Here is a 25890-nt window from a genome sequence, read left to right as displayed (position 1 = left end):
GAAGTCGGTCTTGCCCGCCGTCGGTTCGGCGGCCCCCGCCGCCGGTGGGGACCGGCGGCGGGGACTGTTCGGCATGGGCACTGCCGGTTCGGGAAGCGCTGCGGTGCGAGGTGTCGACGGCCGGCCGGCGCCGGTTCACCGTCCCGGCCGGGCCGTCGACGGCCCGGTCAGCCGGGACCGGTCTCCGGTTCCGGACACGGGTTCAGCGGTCCGCCGTCCCGGCCGGCCACGAAGGCGTTCACCGGAGCCGGGCGTCCGGTCACTCCAGTACCGGCTGGGTCTCGCCGATCGAGCCGCCGTCCCGGCCGGCCACGAAGGCGTTCACCAGCGCCCCGCCGATGATGACTCCGCACACCACGGCGGGGGTGGCCATGATGGGCGCGCGGGCGGTGACGAACCGGCCCCGCACGTCCTGGATGCCGATGTCGGTGAGGGCGCCTGGGCGGTTCAGGAAGGACACGTCGTTCATGGGGATCTCCTCGTCTGACGGACGGTTGGGTTCGCGGTCACTCCAGCACCGGGCTGGTCTCGCCGATCGCGACGGAGACGGCGACGCCGAGCGCGATGCCCGCGCCGAAGGCCGCCACGGCGACCGGGGTGGCCGCGACGGGGGCGGCCGCGGCGACGGCGAACCCCGGGTCGGTCTCGGACAGTTCGGGCGTCGTGAACGGCACGACGGGGCACACGGCAACGCTCATGGTGGTCTCCTGGGGTGTTGGAGGGCGGCGGCGGGGCCCGCTCAGAGCCGTGGCTCCTGCTCGCTGCCGATGATGTGGCCCATTCCGCCGCCGTGCACGCACTCCGACACGGCGACGAACGCGACGGCGAGGGTGACCGGGGCGATGGTGGTCTCGGTGGACCCGGGGTCGGTCTCGGTCAGCGCCCGGGCGGTGACGGGCGTCGCCGGACAGCGGGGAGTTCCCGCGAGCCTCCGGCGCGGGGCGAGGCTCACTCGAGCACCGGGCTGGTCTCGCCGATGATGGCCCCCGCCGCGTAGGCGATGACCACGGCGGCGGCCACGGTGGCGATCACCTGGGTGGCGGCGACCGGAGTCACGCTGTCGAACACCTGGCCCTCGGCGCTCTCGTCGAGCGGACCGATGGAGTCGGCCCAGGTCCGCGATCTGACCTGTTGCAAGGTTTCCCTCCTCTGTCGGCCTGGCCGGAGCCGGGGACGCGCCGGCCAGGTGGGTACGGAGGCGCGCTCCCGGGTCCTCGCGGGCCCGTCGGGAGCGGCGTTCCGTCTTCGCAACCACCTTGGCGACGGCGTTGGTCGAACGGAAGATCGTCGCCTGGCACAAGGCTGCAAGGTCGCCCGCAGGATGGTGCAGCGGCCGCCGACGCGGCCTCGCGGCGTTTCGGAGGGCGGGGGAGCGGGGCACTGTTGAGGGTCGTCCCGGCCGTCGGCGTCCCCGAGTGCCGTATGTTTCGCGGCTGTTGACGCCTCGGGCCGGACGCCTTCCGGCCGCCGACGCCGTGGGGCGGACGCCCCCGGCGGCCGGTCTCCCCGGTCTCCCGGCCGGCGGAGCGACTCGCGCGGGGCCCGCGGAGAGGCGGCCCCGGCCAAGGGCCGGGCGGATCCCGGGATTACCGCTCTGCGGCGTCCCCGACTCGCGTTCAATGGTGTCCGACCGAAGCTCGGACTGATGTACGAGACGGGTCGGCCGCACGGCAACGGGCGCGGCGGTACGGCAGACAGGGGCGGGGGCACCGGCATCGGACGGCACACGGGCGCGGACCGCCCCGAGCCGCGCCGCCGTCCCCCGGCCACGGTGGTTCGTCGATCGAGAGGAACGCGGAATGAAGACGCGAGGCAGATCGCGGATAGGGCTCGGGGTCGCCGTCGCGGCCCTGATGGCGTCGTTCGCGGCGGCGCCGGGGACCGCTCAGGCCGACTCCGGGCGCCGCTGCTCCGGCGGCTATGTGGCCCTCACCTTCGACGACGGCCCGACGAGCGCGACGGCCGCGTATCTGAAGGCGCTGCGCGACGCCGGACGGGTCAGGGCCACCTTCTTCGTGACCGGCTCCCTGGCCCAGGCCGACCCGGACGGGACCCGGCGGATCGCCGCCGAGGGCCACGCGATCGCCAATCACTCCTACACCCATCCCAACCTGGTCGAACTCGACGCGGCCACCGCGTTCGCGGAACTGCGCGACACGAGCCGCGTCGTCCGCGCGCAGACGGGCCGTGCGCCGGTCTTCTTCCGGCCGCCGTTCGGGAGCACCGACGCGCGGACCCGCCAGGACGCCGCCAGGCTCGGGATGACCGAGGTGATCTGGACGGCCGACACGGTCGACTGGAGCGGCATCCCCGCCGACGCCATCGCGGCGAACGCGCTCACGGTCCGGCCGGGCGGCATCATCCTGCTCCACGACGGTCTGCCGACGACCCTGGAGGCCATCCCGAAGATCGTCGACGGACTCGCCGAACGCGATCTGTGCGCGGGCCGGATCGTGCGCTCGGCCACGCCGGTCGAGGCCTGGCCGGGGCTGACCTTCCACGCCAAGGCCGCGCGCTGGTGACCCGGGGCGGGTGACGACCCGTACGGTCGAGGCCGCTCCCGCCGGAAATCGGCCAAGAGATCCCTTTCTGCCATTCACCGGGAACCCGGCCACGCCGCCGCGGCCTGAGGACTAGACAGGGCTGCACAGGGCTGCACAGGGCTGCACAGGGCTGCACAGAGCGGGCCGGGAGGGCCGGTCGCGGTCCGGGGCGGGGGAGGTCGGGCGATTGGCCAGGGTCGATACGGCGGCGGCCGCGTACGGGGTCGTGAGGCGGCCCCGGTGCACACGGGCCGGAGACCGTGCCGCGCCCACGCGGGCGGCCCGGGGCGGCGACCCCGGTCGTCCGGGGCGGACGGCGCGTCCGGGGCGGACGGCACGGGCGGTGCGGGCGGCGCGTCCGGCGCGGTCGGTGCGGGGCCTCGCGCGGGAGGACCGGTGAGCCCCCGACGGCCCGTGCGCCGCCGAGGCCGTGGGCGGGTCCGGGGCCCGGGCCGGGGGAAGAGTCTCCGCCCGGCCCGTCCCGCCGCGGTCCTGCTGGCGGCCGCGGTCGTCTGGAGCGCGGTCGCCGGACTGCTGCGGTGGCTCGCCGCCCACCCCGCCGTCGTCGCCCTGCTCCTCGTCGCCGCGGTCGGCGCACTCGCCCTCTGGGCGCTTCGGCGGCGCGAGCGGGCCCGGTGGGAACGGGTCCGGCGGCAGGCGCTGCGCTACGCGATGCCGCAGATCGACGCCCTGCACCACCGCCAGTTCGAACACGCCGTACGGGATCTGATGCGCCGGGACGGATGCCCGGACGCCGTCCAGGTCGGGGGAGCGGGCGACGACGGAGCCGATGTGAAGGCGACCGATCCCTTCGGGCGGCTCTGGGTCATCCAGTGCAAGCACCGCCGGGCCGGACTCTCCGGAGCCGCGGTCGGCACCCCCGATCTGCACGTCCTCAACGGCACCGGACGCCCCGTCCACCACGGCGACGTCGTCGTCCTGGTCACCAACGGCCGCTTCACCGCCCAGGCGGTCGCCTTCGCCCGCTCCCAGCGGCTCCACCTCGTCGACCGCACCCTCCTCGCCCAGTGGGCCGCCGGCTCGACACCGCTGTGGGAACTGCTGCGCGCCGTGCCCCCGCCCCGCCGCCCGACGCGTCTGTCCTGACGCCGGGCCGCCCCCGCGCCCGGGCCCGCGCACGCCTCACCCGACCGGCGGCGGCGGACCCCGGGCCCCGCCGTCCCGTGTCGCGGGAGCCCGGGCTTCGGTGTGAAGTGGCCCTGGACGGGCTACCCGACAGAGGCCGGGCACGGACCGACAGCGCCCCGGCCGGAGACAAGGGAGGCATACGATGCCGGCAGGATCGAGTCCCAAGCGGGAACGGCAGTACGAGCACATCAAGGACAGCGCGCGCGGGCGAGGCGCGTCCGAGCGCCGGGCGAAGGAGATCGCGGCCCGGACGGTGAACAAGGAGCGCGCCCGGGCGGGCGAGTCGAAGACGGCGAGCAAGACCTCCACCCGCGATCCGAAGTCCGCGTCCCGGCGCGGCGGACAGCGCTCCCACTCCGGCGCCCAGGGCCCCACCAAGGACCAGCTCTACGCGGAGGCCCGGAAGAAGAACATCGACGGCCGGTCCAGCATGAACAAGGACCAGCTCCGCAAGGCCCTCGGCCGCTGAAGCCCCCGGCCGCGTCCCGGCCCCGCCCGGGACGCGCCGCCGGCGGAGCACGCCCGCCCGCCGGGGACGCCCGTACGGCGGAGGGCCCGGCCCGGAGCGTCAGTCCAGGATCTGCGTCAGCTCGTTCCGTCCCGGCGCGCAGACGACCCGCCCGTACGCGCCGTTGACGATCGGCAGATACGGCGGGACGTGGCCGCACTCCACATCGGCGATGATCGGCACCTTCAGGGGGCCGAGCGCGTCGAGGACCGCCTCGTGCTGGCTGAGCGAGCCGCTGTCCGGAGCGCTGGTCCGGCCGACGAGAACCGCGTTCGCCCGGTCGAAGAATCCGGCGAGCCGCATGCCGTGCAGATTCCGGCAGATGGCCAAGGCGTCGTTGTCGGCCGCCTCCACATAGACCAGCAGCCCGTCCGGCGACTCCTCGCGCGCGAAGGCCGAGACGTCGAGATAGGGCGTCCCCGCGAGATTGCACAGCATCTCCACGCATCCGCCGATCAGCCTCCCCTCGGCCACCACGTCGCCGCCGCCGTCGAGCCGGGTCCAGGAGCCCGGAGTGTCGAGGGTGAACTCCCGCGTCTCGGGGAAGACCGCGAAGTCGTCGAAGCCCGCTCCCCGGTGCCGGCCGGGCGGCCGCTGGACGATCCGCGCCCGCGGCGGCGCGGTGACGATGTCGAGCCAGGACACCAGCCCCTCGGGCACGCGATAGGGCGTGTCCATGAGGTTGTTGCCGTGGACGGTCGCCGTCCCGGTGAGCAAGGTCAGCGGTGTCATGAGGGTCGAGAGGTCGGAGAAGCCCACGAGCCAGGTCGGTTCCGCCTCCCGCAGCCGGTCCCAGTCGAGCAGCGGGATCAGATCGATCGCCGTCTCGCCGCCCCACGGCGGCACGACGGCCCGGATCGAGGGATCGGTCAGCATCGCCGTCAGCTCGCCCGCGCGATCGGCCGCCGAGGCGCTGACATGACCGGAACCGTCCATGCACCGCCCCACGACGACCTCGTACCCCCGGTCCCGCACCTCCTGGACGGCGACCTCGAGCCGCGCGCGCAGCTCCTTCGCGACGCCGCTGGAGGGAGAGGTGACGGCGACACGGTCACCGGGCGACAGCGGGCGCGGATATCGAACTGGCATACGCCGGATTCTGACATGGGCCCGGCCGCGACGGCATGGGGTTTCCCGTGCCGCGAGCCGGGCCGCGTCGGCCGGGCGTCGTGCGCGTCGGCCCGGGCGCGGCCGGAACGGCTGCCGTGCGCGAGCCGGTCCGTCGCGCCCCGGCTCGCGGCCGGGGGCGTGCGCGGCGCGCCGGCTCCTTGTGCTCGTCGTACATCGAGCCCGGGACGGCCGGCGGTCCGGAGGGCGGTGCGCGGTGTTCCGCGGCCGGCGGCGAGGCCGTGTGCCGCGCGGCCTTCCGTGAGCGCCGGACGCCGCCGACGTGCCGTGTGCGGCTCGGCTCCCGTATCGGGTCGAGAGGCGACCGGAGAGTCACTCCTGGATGCGTAACTCTCCGCCCCGACAGCAGAAATCAGCCTGCAACACCTGGACAGTGCAGTTATCGCGGATTAACTTAACGAGTGTTCCCGGCGGATGCGCCGGGCGCCCGAGGAAGGAAGTGCCACCGTGCGCCGCAGCGTGTTCACCGAGGATCACGAGGCGTTCCGGGCGACCGTCCGCGAGTTCATCGCCAAGGAGGTCGTCCCCTACTACGCCGACTGGGAGCGGGCGGGCCGGGTCCCGCGCGACCTCTATCGCAAACTGGGCGCGCTGGGCGTCTTCGCCATCCAGGTGCCCGAGGAGTACGGCGGCGCGGGCGTCGCCGACTTCACCTACCAGGCCGTGATCCGGGAGGAGTGCGGACGCGCGGGAGTCGGCCTCGGCGCGGACACCGTGCACACCTGCCTGGTGCTGCCCTATCTGCTGGAGTTCGGGAACGAGGAGCAGAAGCGGCGCTGGCTGCCCGGGTTCCTCTCCGGCGAGATGATGACCGCCATCGCCATGACCGAGCCGGGCGCCGGTTCCGACCTCGCCGGCATGACCACCCGCGCGCGGCTCAGCGAGGACGGCGCGCACTACATCCTCAACGGCGCCAAGACCTTCATCACCGGCGGCGCCCAGGCCGATCTCGTCCTGGTCGTCTGCCGCACCGCCGACCAGGACCCGGACGACCGCCGGGCCGGGCTGTCGATCCTCTGCGTCGAGACCTCGTCGGAGGGCTTCGCCGTCGGGCGCAGGCTGGACAAGATCGGACTGCGCGCGCAGGACACCGCCGAGCTGTCCTTCACCGACGTCCGGGTCCCGGCGGCGAATCTCCTCGGCGAGGAGGGCGCGGGCTTCTCCTACCTCACCCGCAATCTCGTCGTGGAACGCCTCGGCGCCGCCCTCAACGCGTACGCCGGCGCGTCCGGCGCGATCGGCTTCGCCCGGGACTATGTGCGCGAACGCCAGGTCTTCGGCCGGCCCGTCGCGGCGTTCCAGAACACCAAGTTCGTCCTCGCCGAGTGCGCGGCCGAGGTCGCCGCCGCCCAGGCCTTCGTGGACCGCGCCCTCGAAGCGCACGCGGCGGGCGAGCTGACGCCCGCCGACGCGGCGAGGCTCAAGCTCTTCTGCACCGAGACCGCCGGCCGTGTCATCGACAAGTGCCTCCAACTGCACGGCGGCTACGGCTACATGCTCGAATACCCGATCGCCCGCCTCTACGCGGACACCCGCGTCTCCCGGATCTACGCCGGGACCAGCGAGGTCATGAAGACGATCATCGCCAAGGACCTCGGGCTCTGAGCCCGCGACCCCCACCTCTCCCGGAGGACCCCATGCGCGACGCCGTGATCGTCGACGCCGTACGCACCCCTGTCGGCAAGCGCGGAGGCTCGCTCTCCGCGCTCCACTCCGCCTCCCTCTCCGCCCATGTCCTGAACGCGCTCGCCGAGCGCACGGGCCTCGACCCGGTCCTCGTCGACGATGTGATCTGGGGGTGCGCCTCCGCCGTCGGCATGCAGGCCGGCTGTGTCGGCCGCGCCGCCGTGCTGGCCGCGGGCTGGCCCGAATCCGTCCCCGGTCTGACGATCGACCGCCAGTGCGGCTCCTCCCAGCAGGCCGTGCACCAGGCCGCCGCCGGAGTCGTGTCGGGACAGTACGACGTGGCCGTCGCCGGCGGTGTGGAGATCATGAGCAGGCTCCCGCTGGGCACCTCCCGGGGGGACGGCGCCTTCGGCGAGCCGTTCGGCCCGGACGTCTGGGACCGCTACGGCGGCGTCCGCTTCCACCAGGGCACGGGCGCCCAGCTGATCGCCGACGAGTACGGCATCACCCGCACCGAGATGGACCGGCACGGTCTGGAGTCCCACGCCCGCGCCGCCCGCGCCGTCGACGAGGGCCGTTTCAAGGACCAGATCACCCCCGTCCCGGTCACCGGGGAGGACGGCGCCCCGCGCGTCTTCGACACCGACGAGGGCGTACGCCGCGGCTCCACGCTCGAGAAGCTCGCCGGACTCAAACCCGCCTTCCGCGACGACGGCTCCATCACCGCGGGCAACGCCTCCCAGGTCTCCGACGGCTCCGCCGCGCTGCTTGTCACCACCGGCGCGTTCGCCCGCTCGCAGGGCTGGACCCCGATGGCGCGCGTCCACACCGCCGTCGTGGCCGGAACCGACCCCGTCACCATGCTCAAGGGACCCATCCCCGCCACCGCCAAGGCGCTGAAGAAGTCCGGGCTCTCCCTGGACGACATCGGCGTCTACGAGATCAACGAGGCGTTCGCCTCCGTCACCCTGGCCTGGCTGCGCGCAACGGGCGCGGACCCCCGGCGGATGAATCCGCTCGGCGGCGCGATGGCCATCGGCCACCCCATCGGCGGCTCCGGCGCGCGCATCATGACCACGATGGTCCACCACATGCGCGACAACGGCATCCGCTACGGACTCCAGTCCATGTGCGAGGGCGGCGGCATGGCCAACGCCACCATCCTCGAACTCCTCTGAGGACGCCCGCCCTCCGGGTGAGCCCGCGCCCGCGCCCCCGCACGGGCCCCGCCGGCGTCCACCCCGCCCTTCCCCGCCGCCCCGGGAACGCCCCTCGCCCGGCGAGCCCGGCGGACCCGGTGCGCCCGCCGGACCCGGTAGACCCGGTGCGCCCGGCGGCGTACGCGTGAGGGCGGCGCGTACACCCGCCCGCCCGCCGCCGTACCCGCCCGTACCCCCGAGCCCCCGTACCCCGCCCGACGCCTCACCGGAGGAACCCCTCATGTCCGATCTCGTCCTCACCTCGTTCGACGACGGCGTCGCCGTCGTGACGATCAACCGTCCCGAGGCCCGGAACGCGGTCAACCGGGCGGTGGCGGACGCCGTCGCCGCGGCCGTCGACGAGCTGGACGCCCGTGACGACCTCGTCGTCGGAGTGATCACCGGCGCGGGCGGCTCCTTCTGTGCGGGGGCCGACCTCAAGGCCCTGGCCGCCGGGGAGCGCTCCGGCATCCCGGGCCGGGGCTTCTGCGGCATCGCCGAGACGCCGCCCGCCAAACCCCTGATCGCCGCCGTGGAGGGGTACGCCCTCGGCGGCGGCACCGAACTCGCCCTCGCCTGCGACATGATCGTCGCCGCCGAGAACGCGACCTTCGGCCTCCCGGAGACCAAACGCGGTCTGATCGCCGCGGGCGGCGGTCTGGTACGGCTGCCGAGGCGGATCCCGTACACCGTCGCCATGCGGTACGCGCTCACCGGCGACTTCCTCCCCGCCGAGACGGCCCACCGGTTCGGCATGGTCAATGAACTGGCCGAGGAGGGCGGGGCGCTGGACGCGGCCCTGGCCCTCGCGAAGAAGATCGCCGCCAACGGACCGCTGGCGGTCCGGGCCACCAAGCGGATCGTGGCGGAGTCCGCCGACTGGCCGGCCGAGGAGGTCTGGGCCCGCAACCGGGCCGCCTGCGAACCGGTCTTCGCGTCGGCGGACGCCAAGGAGGGCGCGCTCGCCTTCGCCGAGAAGCGCGCTCCGCGCTGGGGCGGACGCTGACGCCCCGAGCCCTCTAGGGCCTCTCTTTCGGATCTTGCCGGGCTCGCGTGCCCTGGCACCGCACTCCCCCTGCGCCTGGCGGCGCGGGAGGCGCCCCCACGCCGCGTTGTCGTCAATCGCCGATGGCCCCCTGCGCCTGGCGGCGCGGGAGGTACCCCCACCGCATGGACTCATTCCTCCGCCTTGCGATGCACGTCACCAGGCCCCGCTCCCTGATCCGGCCTGATCCAAAAGAAAGACCCCAGCCCCCGCGCGCCGCCCCCGAGCCCCCCGCGCCCGAGCCCCCGCGCCCCCGGGCCCCGCGCGCCCCCGCTGTGCCCCGAGGAGAACCACCGCCGCAGACCCGAGGCGACGACCCGGGCATGACCGGACAAAGGAGTTCCGCCATGACCACCACCTGGCCCCGAGGCCTGCCCCGTACGCTCGACTACCCCGACGGCACGGTCGCCGACCTGCTCGCCGGATCCGCCCACGCCTACCCCGACCGCCCCGCGCTGGTCGACGGCGAGGCGTGCCTGACCTTCGCCGAACTGCGCGACCGGGCGCTGCGCGTCGCCCAGGGCCTGCGCGAGCAGGGCGTCGCGCCGGGCGAGGCCGTCGCCCTGCATCTGCCCAACTCGATCTGGTTCACGGTCGCGTACTACGGCGTTCTGTTCGCCGGCGCCGCCGTGGTCCCCGTCAACCCCTCCCAGCCGCCGATCGCCCTGCGCCGCCAGCTGGACGACTCCGGCGCCGTCGCCGTCTTCACCCACCCCTCCGTCGCCGCCCCGCTGGCCCGGGCCCTCGAAGGCTCCTCGGCGGTCCGCTCCGTCCACCTCGTCCCGGCGACCGGGGCGGCCCCCGCGCCGGACGACGGCGGACCGGTCGCCTTCCCGGTCGCCGAGGTCCCCCTCGACCGCCTGATCGCCTCCGACGCCGCGCCCGCGACCGAGGTCGGCGGGGACGCGATCGCGCACCTCGCCTTCACCGGCGGCACCACCGGCGTGCCCAAGGCGGTCATGGTCCTGCACCGCAATCTGATCACGAACGTCCTCCAAGTGGCCTGCTGGCGCAGCGCCGCCGTCCCGGCCGTCGACGAACAGGGCCGGATCACGCTGCGCGAGGTGCCCGGCGCGAGGACCGAGCACCACATCCCGCTCGGCGGCACCGCCACCGTCTCCATCGCCCCGCTCTTCCACGGCATGGGCATGGTCAGCCAGAGCGTCTTCGTCGCCACGGGCCTCACCGCGGTGGTCTTCGGACGCTTCGACGCGGCCCGCTACCTGGACACCGTCGAACGGCTGGGCGTCCACGCCGTCACCGGATCCCCGGCCCTGTGCCACGCGCTCCTCGCCGTACCGGGGGTGCGCGAACGGGATCTGTCCTGCGTACGCCTGGTCAGCAGCGGCGCGGCGCCCATCAGCCCGGCCGCGAGCGCGGAACTCGCCGAGATCTTCCCCCGCGCGATCGTCAGCGACGGATACGGACTGACCGAGGCGACCATGGGCGTCTCGATCAGCCCGCTGGACGACCGGATGCCGCGTCCGGAGGGCAGCACCGGCCTCGCGCTGTTCGACACCGAGATCGAGATCCGCGACCTGGACGGCGTCACCCCCCTCGCGCCCAGGGAGCGGGGCGAGGTCTGGGTCCGGGGCCCGCAGATCACGGCGGGCTATCTCGGCCACCCCGAACTCACCGCCGGGCAGTACGCCGGCGGCTGGCTCCGCACCGGCGACCTCGGCACCCTCGACGAGCAGGGCTGGCTCTCCCTGGTCGGCCGGGCGAAGGACATGCTCATCTACAAGGGGTACAACGTCTATCCCGGACCGCTGGAGAACATCCTGCGCGAGCACCCGGCGGTCGCCCAGGCGTCCGTCGTCGGCCGGCCGCACCCCCGGCACGGCGAGATCCCGATCGCCTTCGTCGCGCTGAAGGCCGGGCCGCCGACGCCGGACGCGGCGGGCGCCGCCGAGGACCTCATGGCGTACGTCGCGGCCCGCGTCGCCCCCTACCAGCGGGTCCGCGAGGTGGTGATCGTGGACGAACTCCCGCTGTCGGCCGCGGGGAAGATCCTCAAGACCGAGCTGCGCAGGCTGGCCGCCGGCTCCTGACGGCGCGGAAGGGCGGCGGCCGTGAGGGCCGCCGCCCTTCGGTGTGTACGGGTGGGGGGCGGGGAGTGTGCGTACGGAGCGGGGCCGCCCGGATCCCGGGCGGCCCCGCGGCCGTCACGGCAGCACGATCGGGAAGTCGCGCCGGGGCCGCTCCAGCAGACCGTGGAACGTGGCGAGCACGCCGGCGTCGCCCTCGATCGTCACCGCGCCCGAGCCGATCGCGTCCGCGAAGGTCGTGCGCTGGGCCAGGATCTGATCGAGCGTGGCCCGTTCCAGCCGCAGGGTCAGCTGAGGCTTCTCCCCGCCGGGCGCGTCGCCGCGCATCGGGGTGAGCACCCCATTGCCGACCAGCAGGGTCCACACTTCGTCGGGGCCGGTGAACTCCCAGCGCAGCAGCAGCCGGTGCGCCGCCGCCCGCGGGCCGTCCAGCCGGACGGCCATCGATTCGAAGATCTGCCCGGTGGTGAGCGCGGCCAGCATGTCGACGCTCTCCCGGCCGGGCGCGCCGGTCCCGCGGGTCTCCCGGCCGGCCTCGCGCAGCTCCTTCGCGCCGGTGAGATAGATATTGCGCCAGGTGCCGTTCTCCTGGCCGAAGCCCAGCGTCTCGTACACGGTTATCTGCAGCTCGCGGGCCGCCGTGTGCTCCGGCTCGGCGAACAGGACATGGTTGAGCAGCTCGGCGGCCCAGCGCGGGTCGCCGCCCTCGAACGCCTCGCGGGCCGAGGCGACCGTCGCGTCCGCGCCCCCGATGGCGGCCACGTACCGCTTCGCCTGCTCGGTCGGCGGGTGCTGCCACAGATGCGCCGGATTGCCGTCGTACCAGCCCATGTAGCGCTGGTAGACGGCCTTGACGTTCTGGCTGATCGACCCGTAGTAGCCGCGCACGCTCCAGGCCCGGCCGAGTTCGCCGGGGAAGGACTGGATCTCCTCGGCGATCTCCGGTCCGGTGAGCCCCTGGTTCATCAGCCGTACGGTCTGGTCGTGGAGATAGGCGTAGGCGTCGCGCTGCCGGGTGAGCAGGAGCATCACCTCGTCGTGGCCCCAGGTGGGCCAGTTGTGGGAGCCGATGAGGATCTCGGCCCCGTCGAAGAGGCGGATCGACTCGGTGATGTACGACGCCCAGGCGTGGGCGTCGCGGACCTGGGCGCCGCGCAGGGTGAGGACGTTGTGCAGCGAGTGGTTGACGTTCTCGGCGATGAGCAGGACGCCGTGGTCCGGCAGGAAGAAGTTCATCTCCGAGGGGGCCTCGGTGTCCGGAGTCAGCTGGAAGACCAGCCGCACCCCGTCCAGGACCAGCTCCTGCCCCGTCTCCGTGATGCTCCGCGTCGGCGCGATCAGGCCGACCGTGCCGGTGGACAGGGCCTGGCCGAGGCCGAATCCGACCGACGCCTCGGGGCCGACCGGCAGCGAGCGTCCGTACATGTAGACGGCGCGGCGCAGCATGGCGGGGCCCGCGAAGACGTTCTCGCTGACGGCGTGGTGCATGAACTCGTCGGGCGCGACGATCTCGCACTCCCCGCCGCGGACCGCTTCATGGCCGGTGACGCCGAGGACGCCGCCGAAGTGGTCGCCGTGGCTGTGGGTGTAGATCACGGCCTTGACCGGGCGCTCGCCGCGATTGCGGGCGTAGAGCGCCAGGCCCTCGGCGGCGACCTCCCTGGACGTCAGCGGGTCGACGACGACCACACCCGTGTCGCCCTCGATGATCGTCATGTTGGAGACGTCGAGGCCGCGGATCTGGTAGATCCCGGGGGCGACCTCGAAGAGCCCCTGGGCGGTGTTGAGCCGGCTCTGCCGCCACAGGCTCGGGTGCACGGTGTCGGGGCACTCGTCCTGACGCAGGAAGTCCCAGCGGTCGTTGTCCCAGACGACCCGGCCGGCGTCGTTGCGCACGACACAGGGCTCCAGCCTGTCGATCAGGCCGCGGGCGGCGTTGGCGTGGTCGGCGGTGTCGTCCCAGTCGAGTTCGGGCGTGGCAGGCATGGTCGGTCATCCCTCACGATCGGCGGCGGTGGTTGCTGCGGTGGCGGTGGCGGCCGGGGCGGTCGCGCCGGCGGCGGAGGTCGCGGTGGCGTGGTCGGCGGCGGGCGCGCCGGCGGTGATGTCCGTCCAGACCCCGGTCTCGCCCGCCCCGGCCGCGCGGCGGCCGAGGCTCTCGGCCCAGCCGCGCTCGGAGTCGACGGCGTCGCGCCAGGCCCACAGCCGCCGGGTCAGACGGTGCAGCGGATACTCCGCGGTGATGCCCATCGCGCCGTGCAGCTGATGGGCGGTCCGGGCGATCTCGGTGGCGGCGGCCGCCGTGGTGATCCGCGCGATGTCGGCCCGGCCGCCGGACGGTCCGCCGTCACGGGCCAGGGCCAGCGCCGCTTCGGCCTGGACGAGCTGGACCCGCATCCGGGCCAGCCCGTCGGCGACGGCCGGGATCCTCAGCAGAGGGGCCCCGAACTGCTCCCGCTCGGAGACATAGGTCCTGGAGAGCCGGTACGCGCCGCGGGCCGCGCCCAGGACGGCCGCCGACCAGAGCAGCGCGAGCCGCTCCCGTACCTCCGCGTACGCCGGCGCGCCCTCCACGGCCGTCACCGGAGCGCCGGCGAGCACCACGGTGTCGCGGGGTTCCCCGGCGATGTTGTCGACGTTCCGGACGGTCGCCGAGGAGTGCCCCAGATCGACCAGGAGCGGAGCGGACCCGGGCGCGCACAGCAGGAGCCGGTCGGCGTCGCGGGCCCACGGCACGGACGTCAGCTCGGCGTCGGAGGGGGCCTCGACCGGCTCGTCCAGCAGCAGGATCGTGGTCAGCCCCCCGGCGAGGAGCCCGGCGCGGCCCAGCGCCCAGTCGGCGACCGAGGCCTCCACGATCGGCACGCCGGCGCCGTGCCCGGCGAGGGTCTCCACGACCACGAGCAGATCGTCCAGACACCCCCCGGAGCCGCCCCGCTCCTCGGCCACGCCGACACGGTGCAGACCGAGTCCGACCAGGCTGTCCCAGAGACCGGGGCCGCCGGTCCGGCCCAGCTCGTCCACCAGCTTCCGCAGCTCGGCCGCGATGTCGCTGCCACTCATGAACGGGCCTCCTGTCGGGCGATGAGGGAGAGCAGCACCTCGGCGGAGCCGCCGCGCAGGCTGAAGGCGGGCGAGGCGAGCAGCGTCTGACCGAACGAGCCGTCGAAGGACGGCTCCCGGCACAGACCGGTGCGGCGCAGCGCCTCGACCACATCGTGCTCGAAGGCGTTGCCGAGGTACTTGAGCGCGGCGGCCTGCTGGACGGGGGCCCGGCCCTCGTCCATGGCCCGCGCGACCTCGAAGCAGAGCCGGCGCAGCACGGCGAGCCGGGCGACCAGCGAGCCCAGCAGCGAGTGGAGTTCGCGGTCGTCCCGCCGCCGCGCGGTCTCGGCGATCAGCTCGACCAGGACGGGGTAGCTGGAGAGCGCGCGCTCCGCGCCGCCGCGCTCGAAGGACAGCTGCTCCACGACCTGCCGCCAGCCGCCGCCGACCTCGCCGAGGACCCGGTGGCCGGGGACGAACACGTTCTCGAAGCGGACCTCGTTGAAGTGGTGCTCGCCGGCGAGGTCCACGATCGGTGTGACGGACACGCCCTCGGCGTCCATGTCCACGATGAACTCGGTCAGCCCCTCGTGCTTGCGCTCGCCGCGCGAGGTGCGCGCGAGCAGATAGGCGTGGGTGGCGCGGTGGGCCTGGGTGGTCCAGATCTTGTGGCCGTCGATCCGCCAGCCGCCGTCGGCCGGCGTCGCCGCGGTGCGGACGGAGGCGAGGTCGGAGCCGGCCTCGGGCTCGCTCATCCCGAGGCAGAAGACCGCCTCGCCGGAGGCGATCGCCGGGACGATCTCCTCCTGGAGCGCACGGGTTCCGTGCCGCAGGATCGCCGGGCCGATCTGCCGGTCGCCGATCCAGTGCGCGGCGACGGGCGCGCCCGCGCGCAGCAGCTCCTCGGTGACGGCGAGCCGTTCGACATGGGTGCGCCCGCCGCCCCCGAACTCCTTCGGGTACGTCATGGCGATCAGCCCGCGCGCGGCGAGCTCCCGGCTGAACTCCAGGTCGAAGGAGCGCAGCCAGGAGTCGCTGCGGGGGGTGTAGCGTCCGGCGTCCCGCCAGGCGGCGGTCAGCTCGCGGACCTGTGCGCGCGGCTCGGCGCGGGGGTCCGGTCCCGGGGGGTGGTCCATGGGCGGCCTTTCGGGCGTACGGGGTCGGGTCAGCGGCCGGTGAAGACGCCGGGGCGCTTCTCCCGGAAGGCCGTGAACGCCTCCCGCGAGTCCTCGGTGGAGGTGATGACGGCCATGTGGGAGGAGATCAGGTCCAGCGCGGTCCGCAGATCGTGGCGGGCGCCCTGGCGGACGGCGCGCTTGATGGTGCGGATCGCGACCGGCGGGCGCTCGGCGAGCCGGGCGGCGTACGCGTACACGGCGTCCATCAGCTCCTCGTCCTCGTGGACCTCGTCCACCAGGCCGATGCGCAGCGCCTCGTCGGCGCCGACGAAGTCGCCGGTCCACAGCATCCGCAGCGCGGTGGAGACGCCGACGGCGCGGGGCAGCAGCCAGCAGCCGCCGTCGCCGGGCACCAGGCCGACCTTGATGTAGCCCTCGGAGAAGCGGGCGCCGCGGCCGGCGAAGCGCAGGTCGCACAGGAGGGCCATGTCCATCCCGGCGCCGACGGCGGGGCCGGCGACGGCGGCGATCACCGGCTTGTCGACGTCCTCCAGCGCGAGCGCCACCCGGTGCACGTTCTGGGTGAGCAGCTCCTTCTCGCCGAGCGGGTCCCGTCGCTCGCCCTTGAAGTCGGCGAGGTCGACGCCGGAGCAGAAGGAGCCGCCCGCGCCGGTGACGACGATGACGCGCACCTCGGGGTCGGCCTGCGCGGCGGTGAGGGCGTCGGCCCAGGTGTGCACCATGTCGATGGTGAACGCGTTCTTGCGCTCGGGGCGGTTGAGGAGAATGGTCGCGATCCCGTCGCGGACCGCGTACTCGAGATCGGCCATCGCCGTCCCTTTCACTGGTGGGGGCCCTTCACTGGTGGAGGCCGGCCCGCAGCTCGCGCTTGAGGACCTTGCCGTTGGGGTTGCGGGGCAGCGCCTCGGCGAAGTGGACCCGCCGGGGTTTCTTGTACGAGGCGATTCGGCCGCGGGTGAAGCCGATCAGCTCCGCCCCGGTGGGGCGGTCGACGCCGGCGCGCGGGACGACGACCGCGACGACGGCCTCGCCCCACTTCTCGTCGGGGACGCCGACGACCGCGACCTCGGAGACCGCCGGGTGCTCGGCGAGGACGGACTCGACCTCGCTGGGGTACACGTTCTCGCCGCCGCTGACGATCATGTCTTTGATCCGGTCGGTGAGGAAGAGATAGCCGTCCGCGTCGAGCAGGCCGCCGTCCCCGGTGCACAGCAGGCCCTCGGCGTCGTACAGCGCCTCGGTCTCCTCGGGCCTGTTCCAGTAGCCGGGGGTGTTGTGGCGGGAGCGGATCCGGATCTCGCCGACGGTCCCGGCCGGGACGGGCCGGCCGGTCTCGGGGTCGGCGATGACGACGTCGACCCCTCGGCGGGGGCGGCCGACCGAGGTGAGCAGACGCCGTCGGGGCCCGTCGGGCTCGTGGTCCTCGGGCGGCAGCTGGGTGACCGTGCCGCCGCCCTCGGTCAGCCCGTACTTGCCCATGAAGCGACAGCCGAAGACGGCCATCGAGCGGCGGAGCAGTACGGGGGTGATGGGCGCGGAGCCGTAGGCGATGAGGGTGAGCCGGGAGAAGTCGCGCTCCTCGATCCCGGGCAGCTCCGTGAGCATGTGCAGGACCGAGGGGACGAGGAAGGCGTGGGTGACGCCCTCCCGCTCGATGGTCTCGGCCGCCGTGCCGGGGGCGAACTCCGGGAGCATCAGACTGGTCGCTCCGGCGGTGAGCGCCACCCGCAGCCAGCCGAGCCCGCCGATGTGGAACATCGGCAGGGCGTTGAGCGCGACCGAACCGGGCTCCCAGAGATACTCCTCCAGCTCGGCGGCGTCGGCGTAGAAGTTGCCGTGGGTGAGCAGGACGCCCTTGGGGACGCCGGTGGTGCCGGAGGTGTAGATCTGGAGGAACACCTCGCCGGCGTCCTCCGCCGTGCCCCGGCCCGGGTCGTCGTCCGGGTGGGCGGCGAGCCAGCTCTCGTACGCGGGCGTGTCCGGCTGCCCGCCGGGGCCGATGACGATCAGCCGCAGCCCGGGCCGGGCCGCGCGCACGGCCTCGGCGGCGGCCCGGAACTCGGGCTCGGCCAGCAGGACCGTCAGCCCGGCGTCCTCGGCCACGGCGGTCAGCTCGGGAACGGCGAGCCGCCAGTTGAGCGGTACGGTCACGAGCCCGGCCTTGGCCGCGCCGACCAGGATCTCGGCGGCCCGGTTGCGGGTGCGGGCCAGAAGGCCGATCCGGGAGCCGGCGGCCGTCTCGGCGAGCAGCGCGCGGGCCAGACGGTTGCTGCGGGAGTCGAGTTCGGCGTAGCCGACCGTCTCGCCCTCGCAGCTGAGCGCGGCGGTCGACCCGCGCTCTCTCGCGTGCAGGCGGACGGCGTCGGGCAGATGCAGACCCATGCGGGAGTCCCTCCATCGTCGTTGGCAGAGGATGCGGCGGTACGGGACCGGCGGCGCGCGCCCGGTGGTACGGGGCCGGCGGCGCGGGACCGGCCGGTCCCGGGGCGGCGGGGCGGTCAGCCCTTGGGGCCGCCCGCGACGAAGAGGACCTGGCCGTTGACGAACCCCGCCTCCTCGCGGACGAAGAAGGAGACCGCCTGGGCGATGTCCTCGGGGCGGCCGCGCCGGCGGACCGGGATGGTCTTGACGTACCGCTCGGTGAACTCCTCGAAGGTGATGCCCATGCGCTCGGCGGTGGCCTCGGTCATGTCGGTGGCGATGAAACCGGGGGCGACGCAGTTGACCGTGACGCCGAACGGGCCGAGCTCGATCGCGAGGGTCTTGGTGAGGCCCATCAGCCCGGCCTTGGCGGACGAGTAGTTCGACTGGCCCCGGTTGCCGAGCGCGGCGGAGGAGGAGAGATTGACGGTACGGCCCCAGCCCGCGGCGGTCTGGTGGCGCTGCACGGCGCGCGCCATCAGGAAGGCCCCGCGCAGATGGACGCCGATGACCGAGTCGAAGTCCTGGTCGGTCATCCGGAAGACGAGGTTGTCCCGGATGATGCCCGCGTTGTTCACCAGGACGGTGGGCGCGCCGAGTTCGGCCGTGACACGGGCGACGCCCGCCTCGACCTGCTCGGAGTCCGAGACGTCGCAGCCGACGGCGAGGATCCGGCCGCCCGCCTTCTCGACCGTCTCGACAGTCGTGGCGCAGGCGGCCTCGTCGAGGTCGAACACGGCGACGGCGAGACCGTCCTGGGCGAGTCGGGCGGCGACGGCCGCGCCGATGCCCCGGGCCGCGCCGGTGACGACGGCGACCTTCTGGGCGGTTGGGGTGGTGGACACGATTGCTCCTGGGGCGAGAGTGAGGGGAGGGGCTACTTCGGGGCCATGCGGATCGCGCCGTCGAGGCGGATCGTCTCGCCGTTGAGCATGGGGTTCTCGATGATCGAGGTCGCGAGATGGGCGAATTCGGCCGGGTCGCCGAGGCGGGAGGGGTGCGGGACCTGCGCGCCCAGCGCGTCGAGGGCCTCCTGCGGCCTGCGGTTGAGGAGCGGGGTGGCGAAGAGGCCCGGCGCGATGGTCATCACCCGGATCCGGGCGGCGGCCAGATCGCGGGCGATCGGCAGGGTCATGCCGACGATGCCGCCCTTGGACGCGGAGTAGGCGCACTGGCCGATCTGGCCCTCGAAGGCGGCGGCGGAGGCGGTGTTGACGATGACGCCGCGTTCGCCGTCGACCTCCTCGGTCCGGGACATCTCGGCGGCGGCTAGCCGGAGCACGTTGAAGGTGCCGATCAGATTGACGCCGACGACGTACTCGAAGTCCTCCAGGGCGTAGGGCGTGCCGTCGCGGCCGACGGTACGGCCGCCCTTGCCGAGCCCGGCGCAGTTGACGGTGACGCGCAGCGGGGCCAGGCCGGCGGCGGCGGCGACGGCCCGGGCGGCGTCGTCGGCGCTGCGGACGTCACCGGCGACGAAGCGGGCCCGGTCGCCCAGCTCCTTCGCGATCCGCTCGCCGGGGGAGGCGGGCAGGTCGAGCAGGACGACGTGCGCGCCCCGGTCGAGCAGCCGCCGGGCGGTGGCGAGGCCGAGGCCCGACGCGCCGCCGGTGACGACGGCGGAGACTCCGTTGATCTGCATGGTGAGGGTTCCTTGTCTCGGTTCAGAGGCCGATGGACTTGGCGATGATGGTCTTCATGACCTCGCTGGTGCCGCCGTAGATCCGCATGACACGGGTGTCGGCGTAGAGGCGGGCGATCGGGTACTCGAGCATGTAGCCGTAGCCGCCGTGCAGCTGGAGGCACTTGTCGATGACCCGGCTCGCGGTCTCCGTGCAGAAGAGCTTCGCCATGGCCGCGTAGTCGGGGGACAGCTCGCCCCGCGCGTCGCGCTCCAGGGCCTCGTACGCGATGAGCCGGGCGGCCTCGGCCTCGGTGGCGCATTCGGCGAGCACGAACTTGGTGTTCTGGAAGGAGGCCACCGGCTTGCCGAAGACCTGGCGGTCCCGGGTGTACTCCCGGGCGAAGGTCACCGCGGCCTCGGCGGCGGCCGCCGCCTGGACGGCGATCACGAGCCGTTCGCGCCCGAGGTTGCGGCCGAGGAGGGAGAAGCCCCCGCCCTGCTCGCCGAGGAGATTCTCCGCCGGGACCCTGACGTCGGTGAAGGACAGCTCGGCGGTGTCGGAGGCGTGCAGCCCGATCTTGTGGAGGCTGCGGCCGACGGTGAAACCCTCGCTCGCGGCGTCGACGACGAGGATCGACAGACCGCCCCTGCGGTCGTCCGCGGGGGCGGGGGAGGTGCGGCAGACCACCAGGACCAGATCGCACTGGGTGCCGCCGGTGATGAAGGTCTTGGCCCCGTTGAGCACGTAGTGCGAGCCGTCCTCGGAGAGCGCCGCCCGCGTCTGGATGCCGGCCAGGTCGGAGCCGGTGCCGGGCTCGGTCATCGCGATGGAGAGCAGGAGGTCGCCGGAGACGCAGCCGGGGACCCAGCGCCGCTTCTGCTCCTCGGTCGCGAAGTGCAGGAGGTACGGCAGGATGATGTTGGAGTGCGTCATCGCGGTGCCGAGGGTGGCCCCGGCCCGGGCGACCTCCTGCGCGAGCACCGCGCCGAAGTGGTGTCCGGTCTGGGCCCCGCCGCCGTACTCCTCGGGCACCTCCATGCCGAGCAGGCCGAGTTCGCCGAGCCTGCGATAGAAGTCGCGGGGGACGGACTTCGCCGCGACCCAGTCCTGGAGGTGCGGGACCGCCTCCTTGGCGAGGAAGTCGCGGACCATCTGCCTAAACGCCTCGTGCTCCTCGTTGAATACCGTGCGCGGCATACTGCCCTCTCTCCTGCTCCTGGGTTAGCCAGGCTTCACTTTTGCGCTCGATATCCTCGATGTCAAGGCGTCTGGCCTGCATTGTCCAGCCTGGACATCGCGGTTAGCTTGAAATAACTTAGGGCGACTTGGGCCCGCGCTTTCCGCCCCTTCTTCCCCTTCTTTGAGGAGTAGCCCGTGCGTGACGCCGTGATCGTGGACGCTGTGCGAACCCCCGTCGGAAAGCGGGGAGGCTCCCTCTCCGGCATCCACGCCGTCGATCTCTCCGCCCATGTGCTGACCGCCCTCGCCGAGCGCAACGGACTCGACCCGGCCACCGTCGACGACGTCGTCTGGGGCACCGTCTCCCAGGTCGGCGAGCAGTCGGGCGTCGTCGGCCGGTTCGCGGCGCTCGCGGCCGGCTGGCCCGAGTCCGTGCCCGGCGTCTCCGTCTCGCGCGCCTGCGGCTCCTCCCAGCAGTCGGTGCACTTCGCCGCGGGGCTGGTCGTCGCCGGCCAGTACGACATCGCCGTCGCGGGCGGAGTCGAGTCGATGAGCCGGGTGCCGATGGGCTCGGCCCGCGACGTCCCGGGCGCGGGAAGTCCGTACGGCCCGCTCGTCCTGGACCGCTACTTCCCCGGCGGGCGGGGCGGCTTCGACCAGGGCGTCGGCGCCGAGATGATCGCCGAGCGGTACGGATTCAGCCGGGCGCGGCTCGACCGGCACGCGCTCGACTCGCACGAGCGGGCCGCCCGCGCGGTGGACGAGGGCCGCTTCGCCGCGCAGATCGCCCCCGTCACCGTCGCCGGCGCGGAGGGCGGCACGCGGGTCTTCGACACCGACGAGGGCGTACGGCGCGGTTCGACCCCGGAGAAGCTCGCCGCCCTGAAGACTCCGTTCAAGGAGAACGGCGTGGTGAGCGCGGGCAATTCCTCGCAGATCTCCGACGGCGCGGCCGCGCTGCTCATCACCACGAGCGAGATCGCCCGGCGGCACGGCTGGCGGCCGATCGCCCGGGTCCACACCGCCGTGCTCGCCGGAGCCGACCCGGTCACCATGGCCCTCGGCCCGGCCCCGGCCACGGAGAAGGCCCTCCGGCGCGCGGGCCTCTCCCTCGGCGAGATCGGCGCGTTCGAGATCAACGAGGCGTTCGCCCCGGTCACCCTGGCCTGGCTCCGGGAGACCGGCGCGGACTACGCGCTGATGAACCCGCTCGGCGGCGCGATGGCGATCGGCCACCCGCTCGGCGGCTCCGGCGCGCGGCTGATGACCACGCTGGTCCACCACATGCGCGACAACGGGATCCGGTACGGCCTCCAGGCCATGTGCGAGGCCGGCGGCATGGCCAACGCGACGATCCTCGAACTGCTCTGAGGCTTCGCCCGGCACGGAGGAGGGGGCGGCGTCCGGCGGGCGGCGCCCCCTCCCCGTACACGCCGTGTCAGGGGACGGCGACCGGGCGCCGCCGGGGCCTTCCGCGGGCCTCGGGCCCTGGGGGCGCGCCCCGCCGGCGGACGGCCGGTCCGGTCTGCCCGGTGGGCCCGGTCGGCCCGGTCGGCTCGTTCGGTCCGGTCGCGGTGAGGCCCTGTGCGCCGCCGCGTACCGCCCCGGCGGCGTCCCGAGCCGTATCGGCGCCGGCCCGGGACGCCGCCCTTCCGCCGCCGCTCACACGGACGAGAGCTTCGCGGCGTCGCGAGCGGGATTGACCAGCAGCAGCGCGGCCACCGCGCCGGTGATCATCGTGATGCCGAGGACCATGAAGCCGTCCCCGTAGCCGAGCGCGACGGAGTCCCCCGCGTCCACCAGCTTGCCGATGACCAGCGGGGCCACGATCCCGCCGAGGCTGTAGACCCCGGTGACGATCCCGAAGACCGCGCCGCGCTGCTTCGCCGGCACGACATCGGCGAGCCCGGCGAAGGCGACCCCGTACCCCGCCGAGTTCAGACAGGAACTGATCACGAGCAGCACCATCTGCGGTACGCCCCGGTCCAGCGAGGAGAAGGCGATGGTGCACACCCCGGAGGCCAGGACCATCGCGCCGGGCAGCACGCCCCGGGTCAGCCGGCCGCCCACCCCCCTCCTGGTCAGCGCGGCGGAGAGCACGCCGACGAGGATCACCGCGATCGCCGAGCCCAGATAGGGGAGCGCGACCAGATTCCCCGCCGTGGTGGCGTCGTAGCCGAGCCCCTCCCGCAGATAGAGCGGCAGCCAGCTGACCTTGACGGAGGTGTTGGCGTACGCGACGAAGAACAGCAGCGACATGCCGATGAGGGTCCCGGTCGAGAACAGCCGCCGCAGCGGCACCCGCTCGGGCAGCACCGGTCCGGCCGCCGCCCCGGCGCCGTGCCCATGGGCGCCCTGCGCGTCCTCCGGCCCGGAGTCGCCGCCGATCAGCCAGAGCACGGTGACCACCACACCGCAGATCGCGAGCACCGCGAAGGCCGCGTGCCAGGAGTAGTTGAGAATGACCCAGGTCAGCACGGGTGCGGCGATCAGCGGACCGATGCCGGCGCCCGCGACGACGATCGAGCTGGGGATCGCCCTCTTGTGGGCGGGGAACCATGAGTGCGCCACCTGCATCGCGAGCGCGGTGGTCGGCCCCTCCGCGAAACCGAGCAGCACCCGGCAGGCGACGATGGTGGTGAAACCGACCTGGGCGGCCATCGGCGCGAGACTCAGCGCCCACAGGGACGCGATGCCGGCGAGCAGCCAGCGGGCCCGTATCTTGCCCCCGAGCCAGCCGCCGAGGACGGACCCGACGGCGAAGAGCCAGAAGAAGCTGCTCTGGATGACTCCGAACTGCGAGTCGTCCAGCCCCAGTTCCTCCTTCATGCCGACTCCGGCCAGTCCCACGACGACCTTGTCGGCGTAGTTGACCAGCATCAGACAGACGAGCAGTGCGAGGACGATCCATGCCTTGCGCCGCACGGGGGCCGCACGGCCCGCGGCCGTGCCCCCCGGCTCCGGTGCGGACACTTCCTGCTGTTCAACGGCCATGACGGCCCTCCCTTGTCCAGCGGGGCGAATGGCTGGAAGTGAACCACCCCTAACTCATGTGGACAAGGGATCAAATGGATATTGCCTGACACTGGACGCCAGAGTGATTTCTCTCTAACTTGGCAGTACCGAACCTTCAGAGGGCTGTCCCACCGCCGGGCCACCGCTGCGGGCCGGCCGCCGCCCACGGCCCCGACGTCCGACCGGACGGGCGGGCGCGCCTCCACCGAGCCGCGCGGAAGTGAGCAGCTGTTCACTTACCGACGCGCACCACCCCTTCAGTGGAGAGCGGCGCGAGGGGATGCCCGGTGAGCCAGTGCTCACAACCGTGTTCCGATGCTGTACTTTGCCCAGGTGGCCGACAGCGAGGGACGAGCGGGAATGCAGACCGAGGAGCCGAGGCGGAGGACCGCGCGCAGACCTCCCGACCGCAAGGCCCGGATCGTCGCCGCGGCGTCCGGGCTCTTCCGGGCCCGTGGATACCACAACGTCTCCCTGGCGGATGTGGCGGCCGAGGTCGGAATCACCGCCCCCGCCCTCTACCGCCACTTCCGCGGCAAGCCGGACCTGCTGCTCCACGTCGTGGACTCCACCGTCGCCGTGGTCGCCGCGTCCGTGGCGGCCGCACCCGACCTCGACTCCTACCTCCGCGCCGCGGCCTCCCAGGCCCAGGACCGCCGAGGCGCCGCCGTCCTGTGGCAGCGCGAGGCGCGCCACCTCCCGGAGGACCGCCGCAAGGAACAGCGCCGTGCGCTGAGCGCCGTCGCCGAGGGGATCGGCGAGCTGATCCACGCCGACCGGCCGGAACTGGACCACGCCGAGATCCAGCTGCTGGCCTGGGCCGCCCTGTCCGTGTTCGCCTCCATCTCCTGGCACCGCACCTCCCTCCCGCGCCGCCGCTTCGAGGAACTGCTCCACCGCCTCGCCCACGCCGCCACGCACTGCCCGCTCGGAACCGGCCCCGCCGCCGGGGCCGAACCCGCCCCGGGCGGCTATGCCGCCCTCGCGATGTCCCGCCGCGAGGAGATCCTCGTCGAGGCCATCCGGCTCTTCGACGAACGCGGCTTCCAGTCGGTCAGCACCGACGACATCGGCGAGGCCGCCGGCGCGACGGGCCCGAGCATCTACAAGCACTTCCCCACCAAGACCGATCTCCTGGTCGCCGCCGTCGTGCGGGGCGGCGAACAGCGCCGGGCCGGCACGGCCCAGGCGCTTTCCCTGCCCGGCGCCCCGCGCGAGACCGTGGAGCGGCTGCTGCGCTCCTACATCGACTTCGTCCTGAGCCAGCGCCACTTGATCGGCCTCCTGGTCGGCGAGCTGGACCAGCTGCCGGAGAAGGAACGCCGGGGCGCGCGCCAGGCCCAGCGCGAGTACCTGGCGCTCTGGGTGCGCCTGCTCGACGAGGTACGCCCCGGTCTCGACCCCGCCGAGGCCAGAATCACCGTCATCGCCACCCTCACCGTCATCGACAACGCGGCCCGCACCGGAACCTCCGGCGACCACCCGAATCTCGCCGAACGCCTCTCCGAGATCGGCATGGCCATGCTCCTCACATAGGACGCGCGCGGAGGCCCCGCCTGCCTGACCGTCGCGCGTTCGTACGCCCGCGCTCCGCCGGGAGTCGGTACGGGGTGCGGATCGCCGATCGGCGGGGCGCGGCTGTCGACGGCGGCCGCCCACCGGCGATCGGTCCGGGTCCGGGGTCGGGGCCGGGTCCGGAGCCGGTCGCCCCGGCGGTGGCCTGGGCCCAGGCGTCGCCGTACCGGCCTGCCGTCGTCGCCACCCACGGCATGGCGGCTCGTCGCGCGAGGCGTCGACGTCATGAGACCGGTCGTCCCGGGCGGGCGTCGCCACGGCCCCACCCGACTGGGCCCATCGCCCTGGCGGCGCACCGACCTGCGCACGGCCGGTCCGAGGCCGGTCCGTTGACCTGCGGCGCACTGCCGGTCCCGTCGGACCGGGGCCGTTCACCGGGCAGCGCGTCCTCCCGGGCATCACCGACGGCAGCGCACTGCCCCGCGATGGCCGGCCCGGGTCTGCCGGCCCGCCTGCGCGTCGGGCGGCGCGTCGCCGTTCGGGGGCCTGGTGCGTGCGTCGGCAGGGTGGTGGCTGGTGCGAGGTCGGTTGTCCTGGGGGTGTGCCGGTCCCGGCGTCGCCGGATCGGAGCCTGCTGCCGGGGCGACGTACCGCCGTGCGAGTAGCCGCCTCGACCGCACAGCGCGCGAGGCTCGCCGTCCGGGC

At 73.7% G+C, this 25890-nt stretch carries 23 protein-coding genes; 9 read left to right on the top strand and 14 right to left on the bottom strand.

Features of this window, described 5'->3' with window-relative positions; genetic code table 11:
* Positions 1–259: 259 nt before the first annotated feature.
* The 4 genes from ACF089_RS20100 to ACF089_RS20085 are packed head-to-tail and all read right to left on the bottom strand — an operon-like array spanning position 260 to position 1137.
* Positions 260–469, bottom strand: coding sequence for a hypothetical protein (locus ACF089_RS20100; RefSeq protein ID WP_392028315.1), 210 nt, complete (start codon positions 467–469; stop codon positions 260–262).
* A 37-nt stretch (positions 470–506) separates the two neighbouring features.
* A complete protein-coding gene (locus tag ACF089_RS20095; protein WP_392028313.1) occupies positions 507–698 on the bottom strand; it encodes a hypothetical protein in 192 nt (63 codons plus the stop codon).
* Between the two features lie 41 nt (positions 699–739).
* Entirely contained in the window at positions 740–952 is a 213-nt protein-coding gene (locus ACF089_RS20090; protein WP_392028311.1) for a hypothetical protein, read from the bottom strand.
* On the bottom strand, positions 949–1137 hold the full coding sequence (locus tag ACF089_RS20085; protein WP_392028309.1) for a hypothetical protein: 189 nt from the start codon (positions 1135–1137) through the stop codon (positions 949–951). The genes ACF089_RS20090 and ACF089_RS20085 overlap by 4 nt, the downstream gene beginning before the upstream one ends.
* Positions 1138–1799: 662 nt before the next feature.
* Between ACF089_RS20085 and ACF089_RS20080 the strand changes: the two genes are divergently transcribed.
* The 3 genes from ACF089_RS20080 to ACF089_RS20070 all read left to right on the top strand — a co-directional run bounded on the left by ACF089_RS20080 (position 1800) and on the right by ACF089_RS20070 (position 4161).
* Positions 1800–2522 carry a polysaccharide deacetylase family protein gene (locus ACF089_RS20080; protein WP_392028307.1) on the top strand — a complete coding sequence of 241 codons (723 nt, stop codon included), beginning with the start codon at positions 1800–1802 and terminating at the stop codon, positions 2520–2522.
* Positions 2523–2939: 417 nt separating this feature from the next.
* The gene (locus tag ACF089_RS20075) at positions 2940–3650 is read left to right on the top strand and encodes a restriction endonuclease (RefSeq protein WP_392028305.1); all 711 of its coding nucleotides are present in this window, start codon (positions 2940–2942) and stop codon (positions 3648–3650) included.
* A gap of 184 nt (positions 3651–3834) precedes the next feature.
* On the top strand, positions 3835–4161 hold the full coding sequence (locus tag ACF089_RS20070; protein ID WP_392028303.1) for a plasmid stabilization protein: 327 nt from the start codon (positions 3835–3837) through the stop codon (positions 4159–4161).
* A 99-nt stretch (positions 4162–4260) separates the two neighbouring features.
* Here ACF089_RS20070 and ACF089_RS20065 read toward each other — a convergent pair whose 3' ends face one another.
* Positions 4261–5289: a S66 peptidase family protein gene (locus tag ACF089_RS20065; RefSeq protein ID WP_392028301.1), complete on the bottom strand. Its 1029-nt coding sequence runs from the start codon at positions 5287–5289 to the stop codon at positions 4261–4263.
* A 486-nt stretch (positions 5290–5775) separates the two neighbouring features.
* On the opposite strand from ACF089_RS20065, the gene ACF089_RS20060 reads away from it, so the two are divergent.
* The 4 genes from ACF089_RS20060 (at position 5776) to ACF089_RS20045 (ending at position 11249) form a co-directional block, all read left to right on the top strand.
* On the top strand, positions 5776–6933 hold the full coding sequence (locus ACF089_RS20060; RefSeq protein WP_392028299.1) for an acyl-CoA dehydrogenase family protein: 1158 nt from the start codon (positions 5776–5778) through the stop codon (positions 6931–6933).
* 32 nt (positions 6934–6965) lie between these two features.
* Entirely contained in the window at positions 6966–8132 is a 1167-nt protein-coding gene (locus ACF089_RS20055; RefSeq protein WP_392028297.1) for a thiolase family protein, read from the top strand.
* Between the two features lie 262 nt (positions 8133–8394).
* Positions 8395–9159, top strand: coding sequence for a crotonase/enoyl-CoA hydratase family protein (locus ACF089_RS20050; protein ID WP_392028295.1), 765 nt, complete (start codon positions 8395–8397; stop codon positions 9157–9159).
* 386 nt (positions 9160–9545) lie between these two features.
* A complete protein-coding gene (locus ACF089_RS20045) occupies positions 9546–11249 on the top strand; it encodes an AMP-binding protein (protein WP_392028293.1) in 1704 nt (567 codons plus the stop codon).
* 114 nt (positions 11250–11363) lie between these two features.
* Here ACF089_RS20045 and ACF089_RS20040 read toward each other — a convergent pair whose 3' ends face one another.
* From ACF089_RS20040 to ACF089_RS20005, 8 genes are all read right to left on the bottom strand, one after another.
* Entirely contained in the window at positions 11364–13232 is a 1869-nt protein-coding gene (locus ACF089_RS20040) for an alkyl/aryl-sulfatase (RefSeq protein WP_392028291.1), read from the bottom strand.
* 6 nt (positions 13233–13238) lie between these two features.
* Positions 13239–14309 (bottom strand): acyl-CoA dehydrogenase family protein, encoded by a 1071-nt coding sequence (locus ACF089_RS20035; RefSeq protein ID WP_392028289.1) that lies wholly within the window; start codon positions 14307–14309, stop codon positions 13239–13241.
* The gene (locus ACF089_RS20030; RefSeq protein WP_392028287.1) at positions 14306–15427 is read right to left on the bottom strand and encodes an acyl-CoA dehydrogenase family protein; all 1122 of its coding nucleotides are present in this window, start codon (positions 15425–15427) and stop codon (positions 14306–14308) included. The genes ACF089_RS20035 and ACF089_RS20030 overlap by 4 nt, the downstream gene beginning before the upstream one ends.
* 29 nt (positions 15428–15456) lie before the next feature.
* Positions 15457–16239, bottom strand: a complete 783-nt coding sequence (locus ACF089_RS20025; RefSeq protein ID WP_392028285.1) for an enoyl-CoA hydratase/isomerase family protein — start codon at positions 16237–16239, stop codon at positions 15457–15459.
* A gap of 28 nt (positions 16240–16267) precedes the next feature.
* Positions 16268–17812 carry an AMP-binding protein gene (locus ACF089_RS20020; RefSeq protein ID WP_392028283.1) on the bottom strand — a complete coding sequence of 515 codons (1545 nt, stop codon included), beginning with the start codon at positions 17810–17812 and terminating at the stop codon, positions 16268–16270.
* 116 nt (positions 17813–17928) lie between these two features.
* Entirely contained in the window at positions 17929–18696 is a 768-nt protein-coding gene (gene fabG / locus ACF089_RS20015) for a 3-oxoacyl-ACP reductase FabG (RefSeq protein ID WP_392028281.1), read from the bottom strand.
* Positions 18697–18728: 32 nt separating this feature from the next.
* On the bottom strand, positions 18729–19493 hold the full coding sequence (locus tag ACF089_RS20010) for an SDR family NAD(P)-dependent oxidoreductase (RefSeq protein ID WP_392028279.1): 765 nt from the start codon (positions 19491–19493) through the stop codon (positions 18729–18731).
* Positions 19494–19515: 22 nt separating this feature from the next.
* Positions 19516–20673 carry an acyl-CoA dehydrogenase family protein gene (locus ACF089_RS20005; RefSeq protein ID WP_392028277.1) on the bottom strand — a complete coding sequence of 386 codons (1158 nt, stop codon included), beginning with the start codon at positions 20671–20673 and terminating at the stop codon, positions 19516–19518.
* A gap of 177 nt (positions 20674–20850) precedes the next feature.
* On the opposite strand from ACF089_RS20005, the gene ACF089_RS20000 reads away from it, so the two are divergent.
* Entirely contained in the window at positions 20851–22026 is a 1176-nt protein-coding gene (locus ACF089_RS20000; RefSeq protein WP_392028275.1) for a thiolase family protein, read from the top strand.
* A 291-nt stretch (positions 22027–22317) separates the two neighbouring features.
* On the opposite strand, the gene ACF089_RS19995 is transcribed toward ACF089_RS20000, so the two are convergent.
* Entirely contained in the window at positions 22318–23649 is a 1332-nt protein-coding gene (locus tag ACF089_RS19995) for an MFS transporter (RefSeq protein ID WP_392028273.1), read from the bottom strand.
* Between the two features lie 336 nt (positions 23650–23985).
* Between ACF089_RS19995 and ACF089_RS19990 the strand changes: the two genes are divergently transcribed.
* Entirely contained in the window at positions 23986–25206 is a 1221-nt protein-coding gene (locus tag ACF089_RS19990) for a TetR/AcrR family transcriptional regulator (protein WP_392028271.1), read from the top strand.
* Positions 25207–25890: the final 684 nt, after the last annotated feature.

Origin of the sequence: Streptomyces sp. NPDC014894 (genome assembly GCF_043080985.1) — a bacterium.
Classification (GTDB): Bacteria; Actinomycetota; Actinomycetes; order Streptomycetales; family Streptomycetaceae; genus Streptomyces.
The sequence above is the reverse complement of the archived record's forward strand: the minus strand, read 5'-3'. Positions and strand labels throughout refer to the sequence as shown.

What these genes read in the sequence shown, in the direction of transcription:
- ACF089_RS20100 (WP_392028315.1), bottom strand. Translation starts at nt 469, where the DNA reads ATGAACGACGTGTCCTTCCTGAACCGCCCAGGCGCCCTCACCGACATC.
- ACF089_RS20095 (WP_392028313.1), bottom strand. Translation starts at nt 698, where the DNA reads ATGAGCGTTGCCGTGTGCCCCGTCGTGCCGTTCACGACGCCCGAACTG.
- ACF089_RS20080 (WP_392028307.1), top strand. Translation starts at nt 1,800, where the DNA reads ATGAAGACGCGAGGCAGATCGCGGATAGGGCTCGGGGTCGCCGTCGCG.
- ACF089_RS20070 (WP_392028303.1), top strand. Translation starts at nt 3,835, where the DNA reads ATGCCGGCAGGATCGAGTCCCAAGCGGGAACGGCAGTACGAGCACATC.
- ACF089_RS20065 (WP_392028301.1), bottom strand. Translation starts at nt 5,289, where the DNA reads ATGCCAGTTCGATATCCGCGCCCGCTGTCGCCCGGTGACCGTGTCGCC.
- ACF089_RS20055 (WP_392028297.1), top strand. Translation starts at nt 6,966, where the DNA reads ATGCGCGACGCCGTGATCGTCGACGCCGTACGCACCCCTGTCGGCAAG.
- ACF089_RS20050 (WP_392028295.1), top strand. Translation starts at nt 8,395, where the DNA reads ATGTCCGATCTCGTCCTCACCTCGTTCGACGACGGCGTCGCCGTCGTG.
- ACF089_RS20045 (WP_392028293.1), top strand. Translation starts at nt 9,546, where the DNA reads ATGACCACCACCTGGCCCCGAGGCCTGCCCCGTACGCTCGACTACCCC.
- ACF089_RS20040 (WP_392028291.1), bottom strand. Translation starts at nt 13,232, where the DNA reads ATGCCTGCCACGCCCGAACTCGACTGGGACGACACCGCCGACCACGCC.
- ACF089_RS20035 (WP_392028289.1), bottom strand. Translation starts at nt 14,309, where the DNA reads ATGAGTGGCAGCGACATCGCGGCCGAGCTGCGGAAGCTGGTGGACGAG.
- ACF089_RS20030 (WP_392028287.1), bottom strand. Translation starts at nt 15,427, where the DNA reads ATGGACCACCCCCCGGGACCGGACCCCCGCGCCGAGCCGCGCGCACAG.
- ACF089_RS20025 (WP_392028285.1), bottom strand. Translation starts at nt 16,239, where the DNA reads ATGGCCGATCTCGAGTACGCGGTCCGCGACGGGATCGCGACCATTCTC.
- ACF089_RS20020 (WP_392028283.1), bottom strand. Translation starts at nt 17,812, where the DNA reads ATGGGTCTGCATCTGCCCGACGCCGTCCGCCTGCACGCGAGAGAGCGC.
- ACF089_RS20010 (WP_392028279.1), bottom strand. Translation starts at nt 19,493, where the DNA reads ATGCAGATCAACGGAGTCTCCGCCGTCGTCACCGGCGGCGCGTCGGGC.
- ACF089_RS20005 (WP_392028277.1), bottom strand. Translation starts at nt 20,673, where the DNA reads ATGCCGCGCACGGTATTCAACGAGGAGCACGAGGCGTTTAGGCAGATG.
- ACF089_RS19995 (WP_392028273.1), bottom strand. Translation starts at nt 23,649, where the DNA reads ATGGCCGTTGAACAGCAGGAAGTGTCCGCACCGGAGCCGGGGGGCACG.
- ACF089_RS19990 (WP_392028271.1), top strand. Translation starts at nt 23,986, where the DNA reads ATGCTGTACTTTGCCCAGGTGGCCGACAGCGAGGGACGAGCGGGAATG.